The sequence below is a fragment of the Mycobacterium paraense genome (assembly GCF_002101815.1).
In the GTDB taxonomy this organism is placed as follows: domain Bacteria; phylum Actinomycetota; class Actinomycetes; order Mycobacteriales; family Mycobacteriaceae; genus Mycobacterium; species Mycobacterium paraense.
This window is the reverse complement of record NZ_LQPM01000036.1, coordinates 88772-109551: the sequence shown is the minus strand read 5'-3', so window position 1 is coordinate 109551 and position 20780 is coordinate 88772. Positions and strand designations below refer to the sequence as shown.

Annotated in this window: 21 protein-coding genes and 1 pseudogene; 14 read left to right on the top strand and 8 right to left on the bottom strand. The window is 68.0% G+C overall.

Features of this window, described 5'->3' with window-relative positions; genetic code table 11:
- Positions 1-70 precede the first annotated feature (70 nt).
- Positions 71-511, top strand: a complete 441-nt coding sequence (locus tag AWB89_RS23740; RefSeq protein ID WP_263993556.1) for a nuclear transport factor 2 family protein — start codon at positions 71-73, stop codon at positions 509-511.
- Positions 512-513: 2 nt separating this feature from the next.
- The gene (locus AWB89_RS23735) at positions 514-1551 is read left to right on the top strand and encodes an LLM class F420-dependent oxidoreductase (RefSeq protein WP_085097910.1); all 1038 of its coding nucleotides are present in this window, start codon (positions 514-516) and stop codon (positions 1549-1551) included.
- On the opposite strand, the gene AWB89_RS23730 is transcribed toward AWB89_RS23735, so the two are convergent.
- Positions 1552-2610, bottom strand: a complete 1059-nt coding sequence (locus AWB89_RS23730) for a DUF3533 domain-containing protein (RefSeq protein WP_241519356.1) — start codon at positions 2608-2610, stop codon at positions 1552-1554.
- Between the two features lie 66 nt (positions 2611-2676).
- Complete coding sequence (locus AWB89_RS23725; RefSeq protein ID WP_241520583.1) at positions 2677-3915, bottom strand: MFS transporter; 1239 nt, start codon at positions 3913-3915, stop codon at positions 2677-2679.
- A 223-nt stretch (positions 3916-4138) separates the two neighbouring features.
- Between AWB89_RS23725 and AWB89_RS23720 the strand changes: the two genes are divergently transcribed.
- Positions 4139-4420, top strand: a complete 282-nt coding sequence (locus AWB89_RS23720) for a hypothetical protein (RefSeq protein ID WP_085097917.1) — start codon at positions 4139-4141, stop codon at positions 4418-4420.
- A gap of 23 nt (positions 4421-4443) precedes the next feature.
- Here the strand turns inward: AWB89_RS23720 and AWB89_RS23715 are convergent, their stop codons facing one another.
- The 4 genes from AWB89_RS23715 to AWB89_RS23700 are packed head-to-tail and all read right to left on the bottom strand — an operon-like array spanning position 4444 to position 8515.
- Complete coding sequence (locus AWB89_RS23715) at positions 4444-5391, bottom strand: NAD(P)/FAD-dependent oxidoreductase (RefSeq protein ID WP_085176981.1); 948 nt, start codon at positions 5389-5391, stop codon at positions 4444-4446.
- 18 nt (positions 5392-5409) lie between these two features.
- A complete protein-coding gene (locus tag AWB89_RS23710) occupies positions 5410-6627 on the bottom strand; it encodes a GNAT family N-acetyltransferase (RefSeq protein WP_085176979.1) in 1218 nt (405 codons plus the stop codon).
- Between the two features lie 46 nt (positions 6628-6673).
- Complete coding sequence (locus tag AWB89_RS23705; RefSeq protein ID WP_085176977.1) at positions 6674-7885, bottom strand: acyl-CoA dehydrogenase family protein; 1212 nt, start codon at positions 7883-7885, stop codon at positions 6674-6676.
- A 27-nt stretch (positions 7886-7912) separates the two neighbouring features.
- Positions 7913-8515, bottom strand: a complete 603-nt coding sequence (locus AWB89_RS23700; protein WP_085097931.1) for a TetR/AcrR family transcriptional regulator — start codon at positions 8513-8515, stop codon at positions 7913-7915.
- 331 nt (positions 8516-8846) lie between these two features.
- Here AWB89_RS23700 and AWB89_RS23695 point away from each other — a divergent pair, with 331 nt between their 5' ends.
- From AWB89_RS23695 to AWB89_RS27135, 4 genes and pseudogenes are all read left to right on the top strand, one after another.
- Complete coding sequence (locus tag AWB89_RS23695) at positions 8847-10412, top strand: SulP family inorganic anion transporter (RefSeq protein ID WP_372515377.1); 1566 nt, start codon at positions 8847-8849, stop codon at positions 10410-10412.
- Positions 10413-10628: 216 nt separating this feature from the next.
- Positions 10629-11957, top strand: coding sequence for a sensor histidine kinase (locus AWB89_RS23690; protein WP_085176973.1), 1329 nt, complete (start codon positions 10629-10631; stop codon positions 11955-11957).
- Between the two features lie 58 nt (positions 11958-12015).
- The gene (locus AWB89_RS23685; protein ID WP_085176971.1) at positions 12016-12465 is read left to right on the top strand and encodes a nitroreductase family deazaflavin-dependent oxidoreductase; all 450 of its coding nucleotides are present in this window, start codon (positions 12016-12018) and stop codon (positions 12463-12465) included.
- A 56-nt stretch (positions 12466-12521) separates the two neighbouring features.
- Positions 12522-12605: pseudogene (locus tag AWB89_RS27135) on the top strand (LuxR C-terminal-related transcriptional regulator); the annotation flags it as partial.
- 21 nt (positions 12606-12626) lie between these two features.
- Here AWB89_RS27135 and AWB89_RS23680 read toward each other — a convergent pair.
- Positions 12627-13142 carry a winged helix-turn-helix transcriptional regulator gene (locus tag AWB89_RS23680; protein ID WP_085176969.1) on the bottom strand — a complete coding sequence of 172 codons (516 nt, stop codon included), beginning with the start codon at positions 13140-13142 and terminating at the stop codon, positions 12627-12629.
- Positions 13143-13237: 95 nt separating this feature from the next.
- Here AWB89_RS23680 and AWB89_RS28125 point away from each other — a divergent pair, with 95 nt between their 5' ends.
- A complete protein-coding gene (locus tag AWB89_RS28125) occupies positions 13238-13912 on the top strand; it encodes a hypothetical protein (RefSeq protein ID WP_241520582.1) in 675 nt (224 codons plus the stop codon).
- Here AWB89_RS28125 and AWB89_RS23670 read toward each other — a convergent pair.
- On the bottom strand, positions 13870-15321 hold the full coding sequence (locus tag AWB89_RS23670) for an aldehyde dehydrogenase (protein WP_372515376.1): 1452 nt from the start codon (positions 15319-15321) through the stop codon (positions 13870-13872). The two genes, AWB89_RS28125 and AWB89_RS23670, sit on opposite strands and share 43 nt — an antisense overlap.
- A 70-nt stretch (positions 15322-15391) precedes the next feature.
- Here AWB89_RS23670 and AWB89_RS23665 point away from each other — a divergent pair, with 70 nt between their 5' ends.
- Genes AWB89_RS23665 through AWB89_RS23640 form a run of 6 tightly spaced genes read left to right on the top strand, consistent with a single transcriptional unit; the run spans position 15392 to position 20778 of the window.
- Entirely contained in the window at positions 15392-16657 is a 1266-nt protein-coding gene (locus AWB89_RS23665; RefSeq protein WP_085176965.1) for an aromatic ring-hydroxylating oxygenase subunit alpha, read from the top strand.
- 2 nt (positions 16658-16659) lie between these two features.
- Entirely contained in the window at positions 16660-16989 is a 330-nt protein-coding gene (locus tag AWB89_RS23660; RefSeq protein ID WP_085176963.1) for a hypothetical protein, read from the top strand.
- A complete protein-coding gene (locus AWB89_RS23655) occupies positions 16986-18245 on the top strand; it encodes a metal-dependent hydrolase family protein (protein WP_085176961.1) in 1260 nt (419 codons plus the stop codon). Before AWB89_RS23660 ends, AWB89_RS23655 begins: the two co-directional genes overlap by 4 nt.
- The gene (locus tag AWB89_RS23650; protein ID WP_085176959.1) at positions 18232-18696 is read left to right on the top strand and encodes a MarR family winged helix-turn-helix transcriptional regulator; all 465 of its coding nucleotides are present in this window, start codon (positions 18232-18234) and stop codon (positions 18694-18696) included. The genes AWB89_RS23655 and AWB89_RS23650 overlap by 14 nt, the downstream gene beginning before the upstream one ends.
- A gap of 37 nt (positions 18697-18733) precedes the next feature.
- Positions 18734-19477 (top strand): SDR family NAD(P)-dependent oxidoreductase, encoded by a 744-nt coding sequence (locus tag AWB89_RS23645; RefSeq protein ID WP_085176957.1) that lies wholly within the window; start codon positions 18734-18736, stop codon positions 19475-19477.
- 38 nt (positions 19478-19515) lie between these two features.
- Positions 19516-20778 carry an aromatic ring-hydroxylating oxygenase subunit alpha gene (locus tag AWB89_RS23640; protein WP_085176955.1) on the top strand — a complete coding sequence of 421 codons (1263 nt, stop codon included), beginning with the start codon at positions 19516-19518 and terminating at the stop codon, positions 20776-20778.
- Positions 20779-20780 lie beyond the last annotated feature (2 nt).

Sequence of the window (20780 nt, the reverse complement as noted above, 5' to 3'; positions counted from 1 at the left end):
CGACGCGACGGCGGACGGCGGCTACCGTCAACCCCACCTACTCAATAAATTGACTAAGGCAGGTGTCTCGGTGGTTGCCACGCATCCCTTTCGGAAGGCGGTCGAGGAACGGGATGAGGGCGCCATCCAGGCGATGCTGGCCGACAATGTGGTGTTCATCAGCCCGGTCGCGTTCAAGCCCTATGTGGGCAAGCCGATAACCGCGGCGATCCTGCGCGGCGTGTTGCGGGTCTTCGAGGACTTCCGCTACATCCGCGAGATCGCCGACGCCAACGGCCGCGACCATGCGTTCGTGTTCGAGACCGCGGTAGCGGGGGCGCCGGGTGTGAAGATCACCGGTTGCGACTTCCTGCACTTCGACGACGACGGCCTCATCGACGAGTTCATGGTGATGGTGCGGCCGCTGTCGGGTGCGACGGCCCTGTCGAACGCGATGGGCGCCCAGTTCGAGCGGATCCAGCAAGAGGCCGTCGAACTCGCCGACCAGTTCGCCGTCGCGAAGGGATCCTGACCATGCGGATCGGATTGGGAATCAATTACGCGGGCGGGTTCAAGGACGTCGCCGCCGAAGTGGCCGACCTGGAACGCGCCGGCTTGGACATTGTCTTTGTCCCCGAGGCGTATTCGTTCGACGCGGTGAGCGCGCTGGGCTACCTGGCGGCGAGCACCGAACGGGTTCAGCTGGCCTCGGGCATCTTGCAGCTCTACACCCGCACGCCGACGCTGACCGCGATGACCGCGGCCGGCCTCGACTACGTGTCCGACGGCCGCTTCACGCTCGGTCTGGGCGCCTCCGGCCCCCAGGTCATCGAGGGTTTCCACGGTGTGCCCTACGACGCCCCGATCGCACGCACCCGCGAGGTCATCGAAATCTGCCGGCGGGTGTGGCGGCGCGAGACCCTGGAACACCAGGGCAAGCACTACGTGATCCCGCTGCCCGCCGGGCACGGCACCGGCCTCGGCAAGCCGCTCAAACTCATCAATCGCCCTGTCCGAGAGCGCATCCCGATCCTGGTCGCGGCGTTGGGGCCCAAGAACGTCGAGCTGGCCGCCGAGATCGCGGAGGGCTGGCAACCTATCTTTTTCCTGCCGGAGAAAGCGCGCGACGTCTGGGGCGAGGCGCTGGCTGCGGGCCAGGCCAAGCGCGACCCTGCGCTGGGTGAGCTCGACATCTACGCGGGACCGGTCCTGGCCATCGGCGAAAACGTCGAGCCACTACGCGAATTCGTCAAGCCGCACCTGGCGCTCTACATCGGCGGGATGGGTGCCAAGGGCAAGAACTTCTATCACACCCTGGCCACCAAGTACGGTTATGGCCCGCAAGCCGACCGGATCCAGGAGCTCTACCTGTCCGGCGACAAGGACGGCGCGGCCAAGGTGGTGCCCGACGAGCTGGTGCGCGACGTCAACCTGATCGGTTCGCGCGAGTTCGTCAAGGAACGTTTGGCGGCTTATCGGGAAGCGGGGGTGACCACCTTGAACGTGGCACCGCTCGCCGGGACGCCCGCCGAGCGGGTCAAGATGATCGAGACGCTGCGCGAATTGCTGTGATCATTCGGCCGGCGACCGCCCCAACGCGCGAGAGCAGGTCACCAGCCCGATCAATGTGACCGAAAACCACGCGGCCAGAACGATAAACGGCAGCGCCCGCTGGTTGTGGGGAAAGTACGTCGCAGTGTGGATGGCGGACACCGTGGCGCCGCTCGCCAGCGCGTGATTGAGGACCGCGAACGGTTGCGGCAGCAGGGAAGCCGAGACGGCGCCACCCGACGAGGTGTTGCCGAGCAGGATGAACACGCCCCAGGTCGGGATGATCGCCCATCGATGGATCAACACCAGCATGGTCGAGTTGAACAGGGCCGCAATCGCAACCTGCAGCGAGATCAGTAGCCACAGTTCGGCGAACGGTGTGTGCAGCGCGCCCAGCATCGGCCCGGCGACCGAGGCCAGTGCCGCGCCGCCGACGACCGCCAGGATGGCCACGCAACCCAGCCAGCGGCGCAGCGTCAACGTCTTGACGTTGGCGCGCAACTGAAACATGGTGACGAACCCCAGGATCGTCGCCGCGATCGTCACGTAGAACGTGGCCAGCCCCGACGGGTCGGAGGGCGGCAGGGGGTGAAGGTCCTGGATCGGCAGCAGGTAGCGCCCGGGCGCGGGCTCGTCCAATTGCGTCAAGACCCGGACCGCCGAAGCGCCGCTGGCACTGGACAACAGCAGCTGGGGCGGCGTCGCGGTGGCGTCGACGACCGCGGTGATCGTTTGGCGATCGACGGCCGCGATGGCCGCCTCCCGCGACGGATAGGTGCGCACCTCGAATTCGTGCCGGCCCTGCTGCATCCCGGCGACGATGGGGCCCGTCACGGACGCCGGGCCGACGACGCCGATCGGGAGCTGCCGCGGAGCGGGCCTGCCCAGCGCAACGGTGTAGGCCGCGGCGAACGTCGACGTCATGACCAGTGCGATGGCCATCACCGCCGCGGCCTTGCGGATCTCGAGCGGTATCCGGCGCAGCGACAATCGGCTTGCCGCAACCGGTGATTCGTCGCCTCCCTCGCCGAAGTCCCGCGCGCTCGGCGTCGCGGTATCAAGGGAGGCTTGTCTGGTCATGGCGTTCAGGGGCGATACCCGCGTGCCGTGCGGCAAAACATGTGCCGCTGTTGATCGGTCCCGTTCTCAGTGCCGGCGATGAGCGACTCGACGCAGGCGCACGGCCCGAATCACGGCTGTTGCCAGCGCGAGCACCGCCATGGTGGCAAGGATGGCGGCCGAGGGCGCGGGCCCGACGGTGGTCAACACAAGGGGCAGCCCGAAGCCGATGTAGGTCACCACGTAGAACGCCCCCACGAGCGCACCCCGCAGCCGCCGCGGCGCCGCGGCCTCGAGGTCGATCAGGCCGTCGCGCAAACAAAGACCCGACGCGCACCCCAGGATCAAGAAGACCGACAGGCCCAGGGGCAGCGACATGGTCGGCGGGGCCACCGCGGTGACGGCGTAGCCGAGCGCGGCCAGCACCGCGCCCGCGGTGCCGGCCTGCGGTCCCCAACGACGCGCGCGGGCAAGCACCTGGATTCCTCCGCTGACGCCGTTCACGATCAGCGTGGCGCCGCCCGCGGCCAAGGGCGCCGCCAGCCCGGTGTGCACCCGGGCGGGAATGGTGATGAATCCCAGCGTCGCCGACGCGAACACCCACGGGGCCAGCGGCATGGCCCAGCCCAGCGCCCACGCGGTTCCTTGTCGCGCCGCCGCCGACGGTTCCCAATCGTGCGCCGGCGTCGGTGCGGTCGCGTTTCCGCGCCGTACCGCCACGACCGAGAAGACCATCGCCGCCACGACGAGAGCGGCGGCCAACGCGAACGACCACCGAACGCCGGGTTGTCCGTACCGCGCGATCAGACCCGCGGCGAACGGACCGATGGCGAAGCCGCCGAGCAACACCGCTCCGGCGGTGCCCGCCCCGGCGGGACCTTTCAGGTCGGAGGCCCATGCGGTGCAGGAACTCATCAAGAGACCGACACCGATTCCGACGACCAAACGACCCACCAGCAGCACATCGGGCTGCTGCGAGACCAGCATCGCCACCGACCCCACCAGGGTGGCCGTCGCGCCCGCGAGCGCCACCGCCTGACGCCCCAGCGCATCGGACAGCCGCCCGCCGACGAGCAGTCCGGGCAGCAAACCCAGCGCGTAGATCGCGAAGATGGCGTCGAGCCGGGTCGCATCGAGGTGTTGGCGGTCGCTGATCACGGGCATCAGCGCGACGAAGTGGTTGGCGACCCAACCCGTCGACAACAACAGGGCCAAGACGCTGACGAATGTCGCTTGCGCCGCACGAGGGTCCGTGCGCTCTGCCGGCGTGGCCGGCGCCGCCGGTGTCCCGCTCGTGAGGTCGGTCGAGCCCTTCGACGAGAGCACGTATGTTCCTCCCCTGGGTCTGAGGCGCGTGGGCGGCCTACAAAAGATGGTCGACAAAGCCGCCCGCGGAGTTATTCCCGCTGAGCCCGCCGCCATGCACGCCCCCACCAGCCTTCCGCTCACCGTTCTGCAAACGCGCGACGATGCGCCGCGAAGCGCGGGCAAGGTTTGAAATCGGGCCGATTTGGTGTACAGATACCTCACTGCGAACCCAGGAGGGCAAATGATGAAGCAAATTGCTGCGGCGACGGTTGCGGTGGCCGCACTGCTGTCCGGCGCGTGTTCCGCCTCACAGGTGATCAACACCGGCGGCGACACCAAGTGCAAGGACTTCACCACGCAGGACGAGAAGAAGCAAAACGACGAGGTCAGCAAGATGCTCAAGGACAAGAGCGGCGCCGACCCGACCAGTATGGAGATTTCCGCCACCCGCCTGTCGGCCACGACCTGGTGCCAGACGCTGGGCAAGCCGGACTCCAAGATCTCCGAGGCCCCCCACGGCTGACGCCGGAAGGCGCTGCCGCGCAACTAATTTAGGACCAGTTCGGCCGGCAACGCGTCGCTGACCACGGCGTCGGCGAGCAGCTCGCCCAGCAGGGGGCCGAACTTCATCAGGTTGCTCCCTACGAACCCGACGACGCGGCCGCGGCGCGCCACCGTCCAGCCGTCGCCGCCGGAGTCCAGCCAGGGCGCGCGAACGGTGACGCAGTCGACCTGGCCCACGGCCACCAGCGACGGGAACAGCGTGCCCACGAGGGCGGGGTCGGGCGCCTCCTGCCCGAACGCCCAACGGCCGGTGCTGCCCAGCGGCAGCCCGTAGCCCTCGGGTGCGGAAAGGCATGCGGCGCCGGTCGCGTCGGCGCCCGCGTAGGTGAAGCGGGTGTGGGGTGCGAACTGGACTCCCAGCGGGCCGAACAGCGCCGAGGTCCCGACACCGGCGCAGATGAGCACGCCGTCCGTGCGCAGGACCGTGCCGTCCGCCAGCGTCGTCGCGCCGTCGTCGGCCACGGCCACCACCTCGCAGCGCCTGATGACCGCACGCCGCGCGAGGGCGTCGAGCGCGCGGCGGATGCGCAGGCTGCCGCCCAGCGGGTCGAACACCGCGGCGTCCCAGGGCGCCGCCGCGAACGGGATGCGCGCGATGATCTCGGACCGGTCCAGCCGAAAGAAGGCCGCGCCGGCCTCCGTCATCGCGGCGGCGGTCTCGTCGCAGGCGCCGGCGGCGATGAAGCCCTCCGCGCCGAGCAGGCGCCCGGCGCCCAGCTCGGACTCCCAGCGCTGCCAGCCGTCGCGGGCCCGCATCGCGAGTCGGCACAATGCCTCGCGCCGGTGTGCGATGCGGAAAATCCTTGCCAGACCAGCGGATTGCTCGGCGAACGGCTCGCCGCGCTCGAGCACGACGGCGTCCTGGCCGCGCCGCGCGAGCGCGTGGGCGGCCGCAAGCCCGCAGATTCCCGCCCCGACGATCACAATCACGTTCGCCCCCCGGCGGTATCAGAAAAAGAACCCGGCGTGCGGTGCGTCGGCCACCGCGAACAAGCGGTCGGCGATGGCCAGCGCCTCCGGATCGTCGGTCCGGGCCAGCCGCGCGGCGGCGAGGCTGCGCCAGGTGGTGCCCCCGAGCAGGACCGCGGCGAGGCCTTCGACACTGACGTGAAGCGCGGCGGGCCGGTCGGTCGGTTCGGCGCCGTCGCCGGCGATGGCAAAGCGTGCCGAATTGTGCGGCAGCAGAGGGTCATTGACCTCGACCGTGACCGACTCGTCGCCGGCGTACCGGCGCGCCGACAGCACCGCCTCGGCATCGACGATGCGCAGCCACGTTTCGTCACGCACCGCGGTCACCCGCGCGGCCCGTCGGTCCGTGAGCAACCAGGGCAGCGGATCGTCGAGGGGCAGCATCCAGAACACCACACGATCGATGAGATCGAGCCCGAGCAGGAAGCGCAGCAGACCGAAATACGCGTCGGGAGTGGGCGCGAAGAAATCCTCGACGGCGATCGTGCGCTGGTCGCTGACGAACCATGCCTCGGTGTCGACCGGGCGGTAGCGGGCGAAACCGGTTTCGCATCCCGGGGCGCCATGGACCGCGACATACGAAGGGCCCGGCGAGGATTCGGTACGTAACCGCAGGCTCTGCCACCACACCGCCGGCCGGTCGATGGTGCCCGGCCGCGGCGGGCGATGCGCCGCGTAGATCCGGGGCAGGACGTCCCACGCCTCCTGGACGTCCAGCAGTCGCACCGGACCGCCGGTCCCCACCCCGGGACGCAACGCCGCCCGTGCCGTCTGTACCTCCACCGTCTGCGACGAACTCGCCACCCCGTAGCCGAACCGCTCGTAGATCGTCGCCTCCGAGGCGCGCAGCGTCGCGACCGCCTCGCCCCGCGCGGCGAAGTCGTGCAGCTGGTGGCCGATCAGCTCGGTGGCGATGCCTTTGCGGGTGAACGACGGCAGCACCCCGATGTGCGTCACGGCGGCATGCCCGACGATCGCCCCGCCGGGGAGGGTGAGCCCGCTCGTGACGGCGTCGGCGGTGCCGACCAGCTGGCCGCCGGCGAAGGCACCGACGGTGCGGCCGGGCTCGAGCAGCTTGGTGATCTGGCCGGGTGCCAGGTTCGACAGCGGGGGAAACCCGACCATCGCGGCGCGGAACACGTTGGCCGCGGCGATCAGGTCGTCCTCGCTGTCGAGGACGCGGATGTCGGAGGTCATGCCGCCATCATGGCGCGTGCCCCCGGCGAGGGTTCCGGCGCGGTGCCTAACGGATTTGCAGGCCCGTCAGCGCGCGCGAAATGACCAGGCGCTGAATCTCGCTGGTGCCCTCGAAGATGGTGAAGATCTTCGCGTCGCGGTGCATCCGCTCCACGGGGTAGTCGCGGGTGTAGCCGTTGCCGCCCAGGATCTGGATGGCCTCGTCGGTGACGTAGACCGCGGTTTCGCTGGCGACCAGCTTGGCCATCGAGCCCTCCGCCGAGTCGAAGCTCTGGTTGTTGCGCGCCATCCATCCGGCGCGCCACACCAGCATACGCGCGGCGTCGATGCGGCTCTTCATGTCGGCCAGCTTGAACGCGATGGCCTGGAATTCGCCGATCTTGCGGCCGAATTGTTCGCGCTGGCAGGCGTAGTCGAGGGCGTATTCGTACGCGGCCCGTGCCACGCCGACGGCCATCGCACCGACCGTGGGGCGGGTGCGCTCGAAAGTCTTCATCGCGGCCTGCCCGCGCGACGACGCGCCGGACTTGACGCGTGCGATGCGCTCCTCGAACTTCTCCCGGCCGCCCAGGATCGTGTCCTCGGGCAGCCGCACGTTGTCCAGCACCACCTCGGCGGTGTGCGACGCGCGGATTCCGTGCTTCTTGAACTTCTGTCCCTGCGACAGCCCGTGGGTGTCCGGCGGGATGGCGAACGTGGCCTGGCCGCGGGTGCCGAGTTCGGGATAGACGGATGCCACCACGATGTGCACGTTGGCGATGCCCCCGTTGGTCGCCCACGTCTTGGTGCCGTTGAGGACCCATTCGCCGGCCGCCTCGTCGTAGCGGGCGCGGGTGCGGATGGCCCCGACGTCGGAACCGGCATCCGGCTCCGACGAGCAGAACGCCCCGAGCTTGGGTTCGTCGGGCGTGCCGAACATCTCGGGCAGCCAGCGGCCCAGCTGCTCGGGAGTCCCGTTGCCCGCCAACGCCGCCGCGGCCAGGCCGGTGCCGAGGATGGACAGCGCGATGCCGGCGTCGCCCCAGAACATCTCCTCGAACGTGGTGAGAAAGCCCAGGCCCGACGGCTCGGCCGCCTGCTGCGCGAAGAAGTCGGGGGAGTACAGCCCCACCTTCGCCGCTTCCTGGATCACCGGCCACGGGGTTTCCTCCCGCTCATCCCATTCCGACGCGGCGGGACGGATCACCTCGGCCGCAAACTTGTGCACCCAATCGCGCACCTCGATCACGTCGTCGCTCAGTTGCAGTGAGAATGTCACGGCTTCACTCCTGAAATATGTTGGTAGTTAACGGTTCCGGTATTGGGCGAGGACGCTGACCGTCTGGTTGACCCAGGCCTCGAAGTAGCGGTCCTCGTCGATGTTGCCGGGCAATCGCCCCGTCAGGGCCTGCAGCGTCGCGGCGTAGGACAAGGAGCCGATCGCCGCCGCCGCCGTCGCCTCGGGATCGGGTATGCGCGTGCGGCCGGAGCGATTGGACGCGACCAGCTCATCGGCGAAGCGCTGATACGCGTTGTCCGTGATGACCTGCCACGTCTTCTCGTCGAGATCGCCCAACTCGTCGGGCTCGCGCAGCATGACCTTGAGCAGTTCCTCGCTCTGTTTCAGGTTGTCCCAGATCAGCCGCCCGGCCGTGCGCACCGCCTGCTCGACGCTGCCCGGCACCCCGGCGTCGTACTGTTCCCGCGCCGCAACGATGCTGTCGATCCGGTGCGCCACCGCGGCCTCCAGCAGCTCGCGCTTGGAGCCGAAGTGCTTGTACAGCGCGCCGGAACCGGGCGCCAGGCCTGACGCCCGCTGAATGTCGGCCACCGACGTCGCCGCGTACCCCTTGGCGGCGAACAGGCTCATCGCGGCGGCCAGCAGCCGATCGCGTCCCGACGTCTGCATAGGTGAGAGAGTACTCACTCACCGCGGTGGCGGGAAGCCCGTGTAGCGCACCTCACAGTGCGCGGGGCGGGCCCCGGCAAAGATTTGCGTTCGGTATGCAGGCGGCTTGTCAGGTTGCCCGCGGTCAGGGCATCCACCTACCTTCGAACGCAGGAGCCAGGCGCTCCCAGTCGAGCGACAACGGCCGTCGTGCTTGTAATTGACTGCGCTCCAAGCGATTACGTGATCCGCACCAGCGCGGCGCGGAGCGGACGGCGCAATGCCCCTCAAGACCTAGCGAGGAAGTGAACCGATGCGGCACGTCAAAGAACCCGGCAATCGACGATTGCACTTGCCACCAAACGACCGCCTGCGCTCCATCATTCGCTACGACCTGCCCGCGTCCCTGGTGGTCTTCCTGGTCGCGCTCCCGCTGTCGCTGGGGATCGCCATCGCGTCGAACGCCCCGGTGCTTGCGGGGCTGATCGCCGCGATCGTGGGGGGAATCGTCGCCGGATGCATCGGTGGATCACCTCTGCAGGTCAGCGGCCCGGCCGCCGGTCTGACCGTGGTCGTCGCCGATGTGGTCTCCGAGTTCGGTTGGGGCGTGACCTGTTTGATCACCGTCGCGGCCGGCATCCTGCAGGTCCTGCTGGGCCTGAGTCGCGTTGCGCGCGCGGCACTGGCCATCTCTCCCGTCGTCGTGCATGCCATGCTGGCCGGGATCGGAATCACCATCGCGCTCCAGCAGTTTCACGTGCTGCTCGGCGGCCAATCCAAAAGCACTGCGTGGCAGAACGTTACCGGTCTTCCGAATCAGGTTGTCGGCGCGCACCGGCCGGGGGTGCTGCTGGGTGTCCTGGTGGTCGCCATCCTGGTCGCATGGAAGTGGGTTCCCCCCAAGGTCGCCCGCGTTCCGGGCGCGCTGGTCGCCATCGTGGTGGTCACCGTCGTCTCGGTGGTCTTCCCGTTCGACGTGCCACGCATCGAACTGGACGGATCGGTGCTGGAAGCGCTGCGCTTGCCGGCGTTGCCCCACGGTAACTGGACCGCCGTCGTGATCGCCGTGATCACGGTGACGCTCATCACGAGCGTGCAGAGCCTGCTGACCGCGGTGTCCGTCGACCGGATGCATCATGGGCCGCGCACCAACTTCGACCGCGAGTTGATCGGGCAGGGCGCCGCGAACATGGCCTCGGGCGCGATCGGTGGCCTGCCGATCGCCGGCGTCATCGTCCGCAGCGCGGCTAACGTCAACGCGGGAGCCAAGTCCCGGGCCTCGTCGATTATGCACGGCGTGTGGATCTTGCTGTTCACCCTTCCGTTCGCCGAGTTGGTCGAACAAATTCCGACCGCCGCGCTCGCAGGGCTGCTGATCGTCATCGGAGTGGAGCTGCTCAAGCCGGCCCACATCGAAACGGCGATGCGCAGCGGGGATCTCATCGTGTACGTCGTCACCGTGGTGGCGGTCGTGTTCCTGAACCTCTTGCAGGGCGTCATGATCGGGCTGGTGCTGGCCGTCGCGCTGACGGGCTGGCGGGTGCTGCGGGCCAAGGTGGAGGCGCGCCCCGTCGACGGTCGGTGGCGCGTCGACATCGGGGGCGCGTGCACCTTTCTCGCGCTGCCCCGGCTGACCCGCGTGCTGGCCTCGGTGCCGGAAGGCGCCGCCGTGACGGTCAATATCGCGGTCGATTACCTTGACCACGCTGCCTACCAGGCGATCAGCGATTGGCGCCGACTACATCTGGCCCGAGGCGGCGTGATCCGGTTCCAGGGCGCCATCGAGCGGGGCCGGCTCGCCGGTCGCCGCATCCAAGAGCTCTTCGAACCCGACGATCTCGACGCTCAGCCGTCCGGCGCAGCGCGGCGCGGCTCCCAGCTGACGTTGGTGGAGGCGGGGCCGCCGGCCACCGACTGAGGCGCACACCCGTGTGCCGGCCGGGTCGGCGAACGCCACGCCTATATTCTGAGGGCGATGTCCAACCCCGGGCCAAACACGGAAGGCGCGAAGCCACAGGCAACCGCTGCTGGGTGCCGGCTGACCGACGGCGCCGGTCACATGCTTCGGCGGCCGCCACGGGTCGGGTGAGCAATGGCCCCCGATGCTCCCCTGTTCGGTCAGGTTCGCCTCCCGATGCGCGTGCTGTCGCTGCGCACGATCGTCATTGTCGCCGCGCTATCGGTGATCACTCTCGTCGTGCTCTTGGGCGCGTGGGTGTGGATCGGCGTCACCAACGATCAGTACAGCCAGCTCGACCGCCGCCTGGATTCCGTGAGCAGCTTGGGTGACATCAACACGTTGATCAACACCGGGCAGCTCACCGCCCCCGACCATCCTCTTCCGGACGGCAACCTGGTGCGCACCGCACGCATTGGTGACATGACCGTGTCCGTTCCGGGCAACATCGTGTTGCCCCAACTTCCCAACGGGTACGCCAACACCACCATCAACGGGGTGCAGTACCGCGTGCGCACCTTCGCCGCCGGGCCTGCCTCGATCGCGCTCGCCGCGCCGTTGGCCGAGGCCCAGCATCGCATCAACGAACTGCACCTGCGGGTGTTGCTGATCTGTGGCAGCGTCATCGGGGGCACGGTGCTGGTCGGCTGGGTGATCTCGTTGATCATGGTCAATCCGTTCCTGTTGCTGGCGCAGCAGGCTCGTGCCATCAACGCGCAGTCCAGTCCGGACGAGGTGCAGGTCCGTGGCGTCCGCGAGGCCGTGGAGATCGCCGAAGCGGTCGAGGGCATGCTGGCCCGCATCGGCAACGAGCAGGAGCGCACCAAGGCCGCGCTCGAGTCGGCCCGCGACTTCGCCGCCGTCGCCTCCCATGAGCTGCGCACGCCGCTGACCGCCATGCGCACCAACCTGGAAGTGTTGTCCACCTTGGAATTACCCGCCGAGCAGCGCCACGAGGTGCTCGGCGACGTCATCCGCACGCAGAGCCGGATCGAAGCGACGCTGACGGCGCTCGAGCGGCTGGCGCAGGGGGAGCTGACCACCGTCGACGATTTTGTCCCCTTCGACATCACCGAGCTCCTGGACCGCGCCGCGCACGACGCCCTTCGCATCTACCCGGGTGTGGACGTGTCGCTGGTGCCGTCGCCGACGGTGCTGATGGTGGGGCTGCCCACCGGGCTGCGGCTGGTCATCGACAACGCCATTGCGAATGCCGTCAAGCACGGCGGTGCCACCGAAATCCAGCTCACCGTCAGCAGTTCCGGTGAGGGCGTGGAGATCGCGGTCGACGACAACGGCACCGGTGTCCCGGAAGACGAACGCACCGCGGTCTTCGCGCGCTTCTCGCGCGGGTCCACCGCGTCGCGAGCCGGTTCGGGGCTGGGGTTGGCGCTCGTCGCCCAACAGGCCGAATTGCACGGCGGCTCGGCCGCCCTGCACGCCAGCCCGCTGGGCGGCACGCGCCTGCTGCTCAAGCTGGCCGGTGACGGGCGTGGCCCGGCATAACGCTAGCCAATATAAGGAAGCTTGACATAAATCAGCCAGGTTGATATCAATCGGTGACATGGCTGACTTCAAACCGCCGGCTTGGCTGAAGCCGATGAACAAGGCCGTCATGGCCGTGCAGAAGTTGGGTGTCGTCACCGGACCGGTGCGGGTGTTGACGGTGCCGGGTCGCAAATCCGGTGAGCCACGCAGCACGCCGGCAACCCCGTTTGCGCTGGACGATGGCCTGTATGTCGTCGGCGGATATCCCCGCGCGGACTGGGTGCTCAACGCGCGGGCGGCCGGCGCGGGCACCGTGACGCGCGGTCGCAAGTCGGAGCGCGTCACCTTCGTCGAACTCACGGCTGCGCAAGCGCGGCCGGTGTTGCGCGCGTTTCCCGCCAAGGTGCCTCGAGGCGTCGGGTTCTTCAAGCGCTCGGGGCTGGTGCAGCGGGGCACCGCGGATGAGTTCGAGGCCCTGGCGGGCCGATGCGCGGTGTTCCGGCTCGACGCGGTCGCGATGCCCTGAGCAACGCGCGGGCTGCCGAAACCAGTTAAGCTTCAGTCGCTTTCGCCGCCGAACAGCCCGACGTGTTGACCCTGATCGGAAAAGGCTTGTCCAACAGTGAAATTGCCGATCAACTCTGCATCTCGGGCGTCACGGTCAAGAAACGGGATCGTCGCCCGGCGTTAGGCGCGCGACGCGGGCCGATCGTTGATCTCCGGAAAAAGCCGGCCGATCAGCTGCGCGCCCGGTCCTGGACTGGCGCCGGGCCCGGCTTCGACGTCCAGGTTCTTTGTGGTCACCGGCTGACCGCATTCCGAGCAACACACCGTCGGCGTACAGCGATGCCCGTCGTGAGTGAACAGCATGGAGGGCCCCGCGGGCGGAGCCGCCCATCGGTCGCCCCAGGCGGTGAGGGCCGCCAAAATCGGCACCAGATCACGACCGGCCCGGGTTAGCCGGTAGTGATCTCGCGGCGGACGCTCGGAATAGCGAACCCGCTCAACGATGTCCGCGTCGACCAGGGCCTTCAGGCGCGTGGTCAGCAGGTTGCGTGAGATCCCCAGGTTGGTCGCGAGGTCGTCGAACCGCTGCAGACCCAGCGAGAGGTCCCGGATGATCAGCGGGGTCCACCAATCCCCGATCAAGTCCAGGCTCCGGGCCAGGGAACAGTGGAAATCGGAAAAGCTGACCTGACGCATACCCACCCACCTTAGTCAGTTGCGTTATTGAACTCAACCCGTTACCGTGCGTGAGTACAGCTATTGAACTCACCACGCGTCGAGGGAGGCTCCCGATGTCGATATCGCCGGTGACACTGACCCACACGCCCGACGACGAAGTCGTTGCGCTATCGCCGTCCGCCGACGTCGAACCGCCACCGGATCCGCGTGGCGGCGCCGAAAGCCACGCCGGTGCAGTCGCGGTAGCCGACGCGGCGCGCCCACCTGCCGATCGGGAGATCGCCTCGATCGGTGTCAGCGCGGCCGGTGCCGGGACGCGCGCGAAGCCGCAGCGTTTCGAGGATCTGCGTTTTCTCGAATCGGCCCGGATGGACCGCGAAATGGCGCGCGAACTGAATCGCGGTGTCCGGAGCCAGAGGACGGGCATGTCGATCACTGCCGCCCTGATGAACATGTCAGTTGGGCGGTTTCGCGTCCTCGCTGCGGGAGTCCTGCTGCTGACGGTCGGTCTGCTGGCGCTTCGGTTCCCGGTCTTCCTGTCCGACTTTGACCAGTGGGGCTTTCAAATCAATTGCGGCAGTGGGTTCCAGGGCAGTTTCACCCAGGCCGGCGTCGCGGAGATGGCGGGAACGCATTTCGTCGATCACTGCCGCGCGGCCGTAGCGACGCGCCGCGCCTGGGCGATCCCTTTGACGGCCGGCGGAGCCTTGCTGATCGGCGGCTTGCTGGTGATACCGCCCAGGCGTCAACGGGAGATGGCCGCGGAGATCGACTTGCTGACCGTGTAGCCCTCGATCCCCTCCGCGCCGAGTTCCCGCCCGTAGCCGCTGCCTTTGACTCCGCCGAACGGTGCGAACGGGTCCATGGTGTAGCCCTGGTTGACGCCGAAGGTCCCGGTGCGCACGCGGCCCGCGATGCCGACCCCGCGGTCGTGATCGGCGGTGAACACCGAGCCCGCCAGCCCGTAGTCGGAATCGTTGGCGATCGCGATCGCGTCCTCTTCGTCGCGGTATGAGATGGCGGTGAGCACCGGGCCGAAGATCTCCTCGCGGGCGATGCGCATGCCGTTGTCGGCCTCGGCGAACAGCGTCGGCCGCACGTACCAGCCGCGCTCGACACCGTCGGGCAGGTCGGCGCCGCCGACGACCAGGCGCGCGCCCTCCCGCATTCCCGCATCGATGTAGTTGCGGACCCGCTCCTGCTGTCGTTGGGCGACCAGCGGGCCGAGCTGCGTCGCCGGATCCGCCGGATCGCCGATGCGCAGCGATTCCATCTCGGCGGCCAACGCATCGATGAACTCGTCACTGCGGTTGGCGGGCAGCAGGATTCGGGTGAGCGCGTTGCAGATCTGGCCGCAGTTCGACAGGCTCGCCGACCGGATCGCCGACGCGACCGCGGCGGGCTCGGCGTCGTCGAGCACGATCGCCGCGGACTTGCCGCCGAGCTCCAGGCTGACCCGCTTGAGGCCGGCCCCGCACGCGGCCGCGACGGCCCGGCCGGCGGCGGTGGAGCCGGTGAACGAAACCTTGTCCACGCCGGGGTGGCCGATGAGCTGCTCGCCGACCTTCGCGTCGCCGGGCACGACGCTGACGACGCCCTCGGGTAAACCGGCCTCTTCGAGCACGGTGGCCAGCAGCAGCGCGTCGAGCGGGGACTCGGGCGCGGGCTTGACGATGACGCAGCACCCGGCCAGCAACGCCGGGATCAGTTTGGTGACGATGAGGAACTGGGGCATGTTCCAGGGCACGATCGCCGCGACGACGCCGACGGGTTCGCGCCGGATGTCGAGGTCGGCTCCGTAGAAACCGGGCCGCGTCTGCTGCCAGGGGAAAGTCTCGGCGAGGTCGCAGAACGCGGTCATCATCATGGCCGGCAGCCCGACCTGGGCGCGCTGCGCAAAGGTGGTGGGCGCGCCGATCTCGGCGGTGATCAGCTCGGCCATCTGCGACCGTTGCGCCGCATAGAGTTTGGCCAGCCGGCGCACCGCCTGGATGCGATCGGAGGGATCCAGGCGCGGCCACGGGCCCTCGTCGAACGCCCTCCGCGCGCTCGTCACGGCGGCGTCCACGTCATCCGGGCCGGCCGCGGCGACCAGCGCGATGGGCGCCTCGGTGTGCGGGGAGATCACCTCGAAGGTGTCGGCCGTGCTGGGCGAGAGCCATGACCCGCCAATGAACAGCCTCTCGTGTCGGTCCACGCAGCTCCTCCTTCGACCGCCAATATCAACTACTTGCGATTGTGGTGTCGAGCATATACGGTCGGCAGACATGGCCCGCTTCCCCAAGCCGCCCGAAGGCAGCTGGACCCAGCATTACCCGGAACTCGGGACCGGACCGGTTTCCTATGAGGATTGCGTCAACCCACAGGTCTACGAACTCGAGCGCGCCGCGATCTTCAAGCGCGCGTGGCTGAATGTTGGCCGGGTGGAACGCATTCCGCGCAAGGGAAGCTACTTCACCAAGGAACTCAAGGTCGCCAACACGTCGATCATCGTGGTCCGCAACACCGCGGGCGACATCAACGCGTTCCACAACATCTGCCGGCACCGGGGCAACAAGCTGGTATGGAACGACATGCCGCTGGAAGAAACCAGCGGTGTGTGCCGCCAATTCACCTGCAAGTACCACGCGTGGCGCTACGACCTGGACGGCAAGCTCACCTATGTGCAGCAGGAGGGTGAGTTCTTCGACCTCGACAAGGACCGCTACGGGCTGGTGCCGGTGCACTGCGACGTGTGGGAAGGATTCATCTTCGTCAACTTCGCCCAGGAACCCGAACAGTCGCTGCGGGAATTCCTGGGGCCGATGATCACCGATCTGGAGGGATATCCGTTCGGGCGGTTGACCTCGCGGCGGTGCTACCGCTCGGAGGTAAATGCCAACTGGAAGCTCTACATGGACGCGTTCCAGGAGTTCTACCACGCACCCGTGCTGCATGCGAGCCAGTCGCCGAGCAAGTACTCGAAGGCCGCGGCGGAAGCAGGTTTCGAGGCGCCGCACTACCGCATCGACGGCCCGCACCGACTGGTCAGCACGTCGGGTGTACGGGCCTGGGAAATGGATCCCGACATGCGCAAGCCCATCGAGGACATCTGCCAGAGCGGGCTGTTCGGGCCCTGGGACAAGCCCGATCTCGGCGAAATGCCCCGGGGCATCAACCCGGCAGGGTGCGACCCGTGGGGACTGGACTCGTTTCAGTTGTTCCCCAACTTCGTCATCCTGTTCTGGGGCCAGGGTTGGTACCTGACCTACCACTACTGGCCGACGTCCTACAACACCCACGTGTTCGAAGGAACCCTGTATTTCCCCGCACCGCGCACCCCCCGCGAACGCGTCGCCCAGGAACTCGCGGCGGTGACGTTCAAGGAGTACGGGCTGCAGGACGCCAATACGCTGGAAGCCACCCAGTCCATGATCGAGTCGGGTGCGGTGCGCGAATTCCTGCTCAACGACCAAGAGATCCTGTTGCGCCACCTCCATAAGGAGACCGCCGCGTGGATCGCCGACTACCAGAGCAGCGGTGTGGGGGTGTAGCCGTGACCGCCAAGCTACCAACGGAATTCGCCGACCTGGAGCCGTTCTCCGACTGGTGCCTCCCGACCGAGCAGGAGCGCTATCGCAAGAGGCTGACCAGCTCGATGGCCGCGATGCAGGCGTTCTACGACGCGATCACGCCGCGGGCCGAGGAAGCGATCGCGTACTGCGACAAGTTTCCGCTCGACGACCTTCCCGAAGACGTCACCAACCTGATGCATCTGCTGTATTCGATGATCATGGTGTCCTTCCCCGTCGAGTGCTGGAAACAGCCGCGGGTTCCCGACTCGGGTGCCTCCAGCCTGGACTGCGTCTCCGAACCGGTGCCATGACCACCGTCGTGCGGGCCTCGCGCTGGGTGGACGTCGAGGCGGGTCAGGTCCGCTCTCCGGCCGTCCTGGTCATCGAGGGCGATCGCATCAGCGCCGTGAACCCCGTTGAGCCCCCGCCCGATTCGGCAACGCACATCGACCTGGGCGACGTCACACTGCTGCCGGGCCTGATGGACATGGAGCTCAACCTGCTCATCGGCGGACCCGGGGGCCCGGAGGGCCTGCCCAACCCCATGCACGGAGTGCAGGACGACCCGGCATACCGCACCCTGCGCGGTGCGGTGAACGCGCGCACCACCCTCGAGGCGGGGTTCACCACCGTGCGCAACCTCGGCCTGATGGTCAAGACCGGGGGCTACCTGCTGGACGTGGCGCTGCAGCGGGCCATCGATCAGGGTTGGCACACCGGTCCGCGGATCGTTCCGGCCGGCCACGCCGTGACGCCCTACGGTGGGCACCTGGACCCGACCGTCTTTCAGCGGCTGGCGCCGGGCATCATGCCGCTGAGCGTGGCCGAGGGGATCGCCAACGGCGTGCCCGATGTCCGCGCGTGCGTGCGCTATCAAATCCGCCACGGCGCCAAGCTGATCAAGGTCTCGGCCTCCGGCGGCGTGATGTCACACAGCACCGCGCCCGGCGCCCAGCAGTATTCGGACGAGGAGTTCGCGGCGATCGCCGACGAGGCCCATCGCGCCGGCGTCCGTGTGGCCGCACACGCGGTGGGCGACAGCGCCATCCGCGCCTGCATCAAGGCGGGCATCGACTGCATCGAACACGGCTTCCTGGCCACCGACGAGACGATCCAGATGATGGTCGACCACGGGACGTTCCTGGTGTCGACGACGTATCTGACCGACGCGATGGCCGTGGACCGGATCGCGCCCGAATTGCGCAAGAAGGCCGACGAGGTGTTTCCGCGGGCGAAGTCGATGTTGCCCAAGGCGATTGCCGCCGGCGTGCGCATCGCCTGCGGCACCGACGCGCCCGCGATCCCGCACGGGCAGAACGCCAAGGAGCTGTGCGCGCTCGTCGAGCGGGGCATGAGTCCCATGGAGGCGATCCGGGCGGCGACGGTGGTCAGCGCCGAGCTGATCGAGGCCGATCACGAGCTGGGCCGCCTCGCGCCCGGCTATCTCGCCGATGTCATTGCGGTCCCCGGGGATCCCTCCCGCGACATCGCGACCACCCTGGACGTGCGGTTCGTGATGAAGGGTGGCCGCGTCTACCGTTCGAGAGACCAAGATGGAACTCACTGACAACATCCTGTGGCTGCTCAAGCAGGCGTTCCATTTCTCGCTGACGACCGTGAACGAGGCGATCAGCGGCCACGGTGTGACGACCGCCCAGATCGGCCTGATGCGTCAGCTCGCGAACGAACCCGGACTGTCCGGCGCCGAGCTCGCCCGGCGGTTGTTGATCAGCCCGCAGGGCGCCCAGCTCGCGCTGGCGGCGCTGGAGCGGCGCGGCCTGGTGGAGCGCAAGAAGGATCCCCAGCACGGGCGAATCATGCAGTCGTACCTCACCGATGAGGGCCGGGCGGTGACCGCAGCCGTCCTGTCCGATGCGATAGCGGCCCACGAAAGGGTGTTCGGCGTGCTCTCCAGCGGCGAGCAGCAGCTGCTGCACGACCTGCTGGCCCGCGTCGTCGAAAAGGGCACCGGCCACGCGCTGTTCAGCGAGCATTCCGACGCATCAGATTTCGAATGATCAACAACCGAGGACGGTCAGTAATGAGGCACACGCGATGACACGGGTGGCGGTGGTGACCGGCGGCGCGTCAGGCATGGGCGAGGCGACCTGCCACGAACTTGGCCGGCGTGGACACAAGGTGGCGGTGCTCGACGTCAACGGTGAAGCGGCGCAACGGGTTTGCGAGGAGCTCCGCGCCGACGGAGTGGAGGCGCTCGGTGTGGTGGCCGACGTCACCAACCGGCCGGCGGTGGAGGAGGCCTTCGCCAAGGTGCGCAGCGAGCTGGGACCGGTGACCATCCTGGTGACGAGCGCCGGAATGGTCGGCTTCGCGCCGTTCCTGGACATCACGCCCGAGTACTGGGCGCGGATCATCGAGGTCAACCTGACCGGCACGTTCCATTGCTGCCAGGTCGCGCTTCCGGACATGATCGCCGCGAACTGGGGCCGCATCGTGATGATTTCGTCGTCGAGCGCCCAACGCGGCTCCCCGCGGATGGCCCACTACGCGGCCTCCAAGGGAGCGGTGATCACCCTCACCAAATCGCTGGCGCGCGAATACGCCCCGCTGGGCATCACCGTCAACAACATCCCCCCGTCGGGCATCGAGACGCCGATGCAACAGCAGTCGCAGGCGCAGGGCCATCTGAAATCCAACGAGGAGATCGCCAGCCAGATCCCGGTGGGACGCCTGGGCACCGGGGACGACATCGCCGCCGCGGTCGGATTTCTGTGCTCCGAGCAGGCCGGCTTCATCACCGGTCAGGTGCTCGGCGTCAACGGTGGGGGCGTGATGTGAGCGGGCCGCACAAATGATTTCGAGAGAGGCGGGTTGTGATGGGTCGTTGGCCTAAGCCGGCGGAGGGCAGCTGGACCGAGCACTACCCGCAACTGGGTACCGGACCGATCTCGTTCCGGGACTCGACGTCGCCGGAGTTCTACGAGCTCGAGCGCGAGGCGATCTTCAAACGCGCCTGGCTCAACGTTGCCCGCGTCGAAGAGCTGCCTCGGGTGGGCAGCTATCTCACCAGGGAGATCGAGGCCGCGCGCGCGTCGATCGTCGTCGTCAAGGGCAAGGACGAGACGATCCGCGCGTTTCACAACGTCTGCCGCCACCGCGGTAACAAGTTGGTGTGGAACGACTTTCCGCGCGAGGAAGCCAGGGGCGTGTGCCGCCAGTTCACCTGCAAATACCACGGCTGGCGCTACGACCTCGAGGGCGCGCTGACCTATGTGCAGCAAGCGCCGGAGTTCTTCGACCTCGACACCGCCGACTACGGGCTGCGCCCGGTGCACTGCGACGTGTGGAACGGCTTCGTCTTCGTCAACTTCGCGGAGGAGCCGCGGCAGAGCTTGCGCGAGTTCCTGGGCCCTATGGTCACCGGCCTCGACGCCTACCCGTTCGGCAAGCTCACCGAGCGCTATGACTTTGTGGCGCACAACAACAGCAACTGGAAGATCTTCGCCGATGCGTTCCAGGAGTACTACCACGTGCCGTCGCTGCATCCCCAACAGGTCCCCTCCGCGGTGCGCGATCCCAACGCCGGATTCGAGTGCGCGCACTTCCAGATCGACGGGCCGCACCGGGTGGTCTCCACCGCGGGCACGCGCCGTTGGCTGATGGCACCGGAATACATGTACCCGATCGAACGGGCCACCCGCAGCGGGCTCGTCGGGCCGTGGCGGACCCCCGACATCGGCGAACTCCCCGCCGGCCTGAACCCGGGCGGCATCGAGCCGTGGGGCATCAGCAATTTCCAGATCTTCCCCAACCTGGAGATCCTCATCTACGGCGGCTGGTATCTGCTGTACCGGTACTGGCCGACCTCGCACAACACGCACCGCTTCGAGGCCTACACCGCCTTCCATCCGGCGCGCACCGTGCGCGAACGCATCGAACACGAGGTGGCCGCGGTGGTGCTCAAGGAGTTCGCGCTCCAGGACGCCGGCATGCTCGGCGGCACTCAGGCGGCGCTCGAAACCGGAATCGTCGACGAATTTCCGCTGAGCGACCAGGAAATCCTGGTGCGGCACTTGCACAAAGAGGTCGTCGACTGGGTCGAGCAATATCAACGCGAAGCGCAACCGGCGGGGGTGTAGAC

Bases quoted from the DNA above. Each gene is read 5' to 3' on its own strand.
- AWB89_RS23650 (WP_085176959.1), top strand. From the start codon at position 18,232: ATGGAACTCACTGACAACATCCTGTGGCTGCTCAAGCAGGCGTTCCAT.
- AWB89_RS23685 (WP_085176971.1), top strand. From the start codon at position 12,016: ATGGCTGACTTCAAACCGCCGGCTTGGCTGAAGCCGATGAACAAGGCC.
- AWB89_RS28125 (WP_241520582.1), top strand. From the start codon at position 13,238: ATGTCGATATCGCCGGTGACACTGACCCACACGCCCGACGACGAAGTC.
- AWB89_RS23640 (WP_085176955.1), top strand. From the start codon at position 19,516: ATGGGTCGTTGGCCTAAGCCGGCGGAGGGCAGCTGGACCGAGCACTAC.
- AWB89_RS23645 (WP_085176957.1), top strand. From the start codon at position 18,734: ATGACACGGGTGGCGGTGGTGACCGGCGGCGCGTCAGGCATGGGCGAG.
- AWB89_RS23720 (WP_085097917.1), top strand. From the start codon at position 4,139: ATGATGAAGCAAATTGCTGCGGCGACGGTTGCGGTGGCCGCACTGCTG.
- AWB89_RS23700 (WP_085097931.1), bottom strand. From the start codon at position 8,515: ATGCAGACGTCGGGACGCGATCGGCTGCTGGCCGCCGCGATGAGCCTG.
- AWB89_RS23735 (WP_085097910.1), top strand. From the start codon at position 514: ATGCGGATCGGATTGGGAATCAATTACGCGGGCGGGTTCAAGGACGTC.
- AWB89_RS23710 (WP_085176979.1), bottom strand. From the start codon at position 6,627: ATGACCTCCGACATCCGCGTCCTCGACAGCGAGGACGACCTGATCGCC.
- AWB89_RS23690 (WP_085176973.1), top strand. From the start codon at position 10,629: ATGCGCGTGCTGTCGCTGCGCACGATCGTCATTGTCGCCGCGCTATCG.
- AWB89_RS23655 (WP_085176961.1), top strand. From the start codon at position 16,986: ATGACCACCGTCGTGCGGGCCTCGCGCTGGGTGGACGTCGAGGCGGGT.
- AWB89_RS23680 (WP_085176969.1), bottom strand. From the start codon at position 13,142: ATGCGTCAGGTCAGCTTTTCCGATTTCCACTGTTCCCTGGCCCGGAGC.
- AWB89_RS23730 (WP_241519356.1), bottom strand. From the start codon at position 2,610: ATGACCAGACAAGCCTCCCTTGATACCGCGACGCCGAGCGCGCGGGAC.
- AWB89_RS23665 (WP_085176965.1), top strand. From the start codon at position 15,392: ATGGCCCGCTTCCCCAAGCCGCCCGAAGGCAGCTGGACCCAGCATTAC.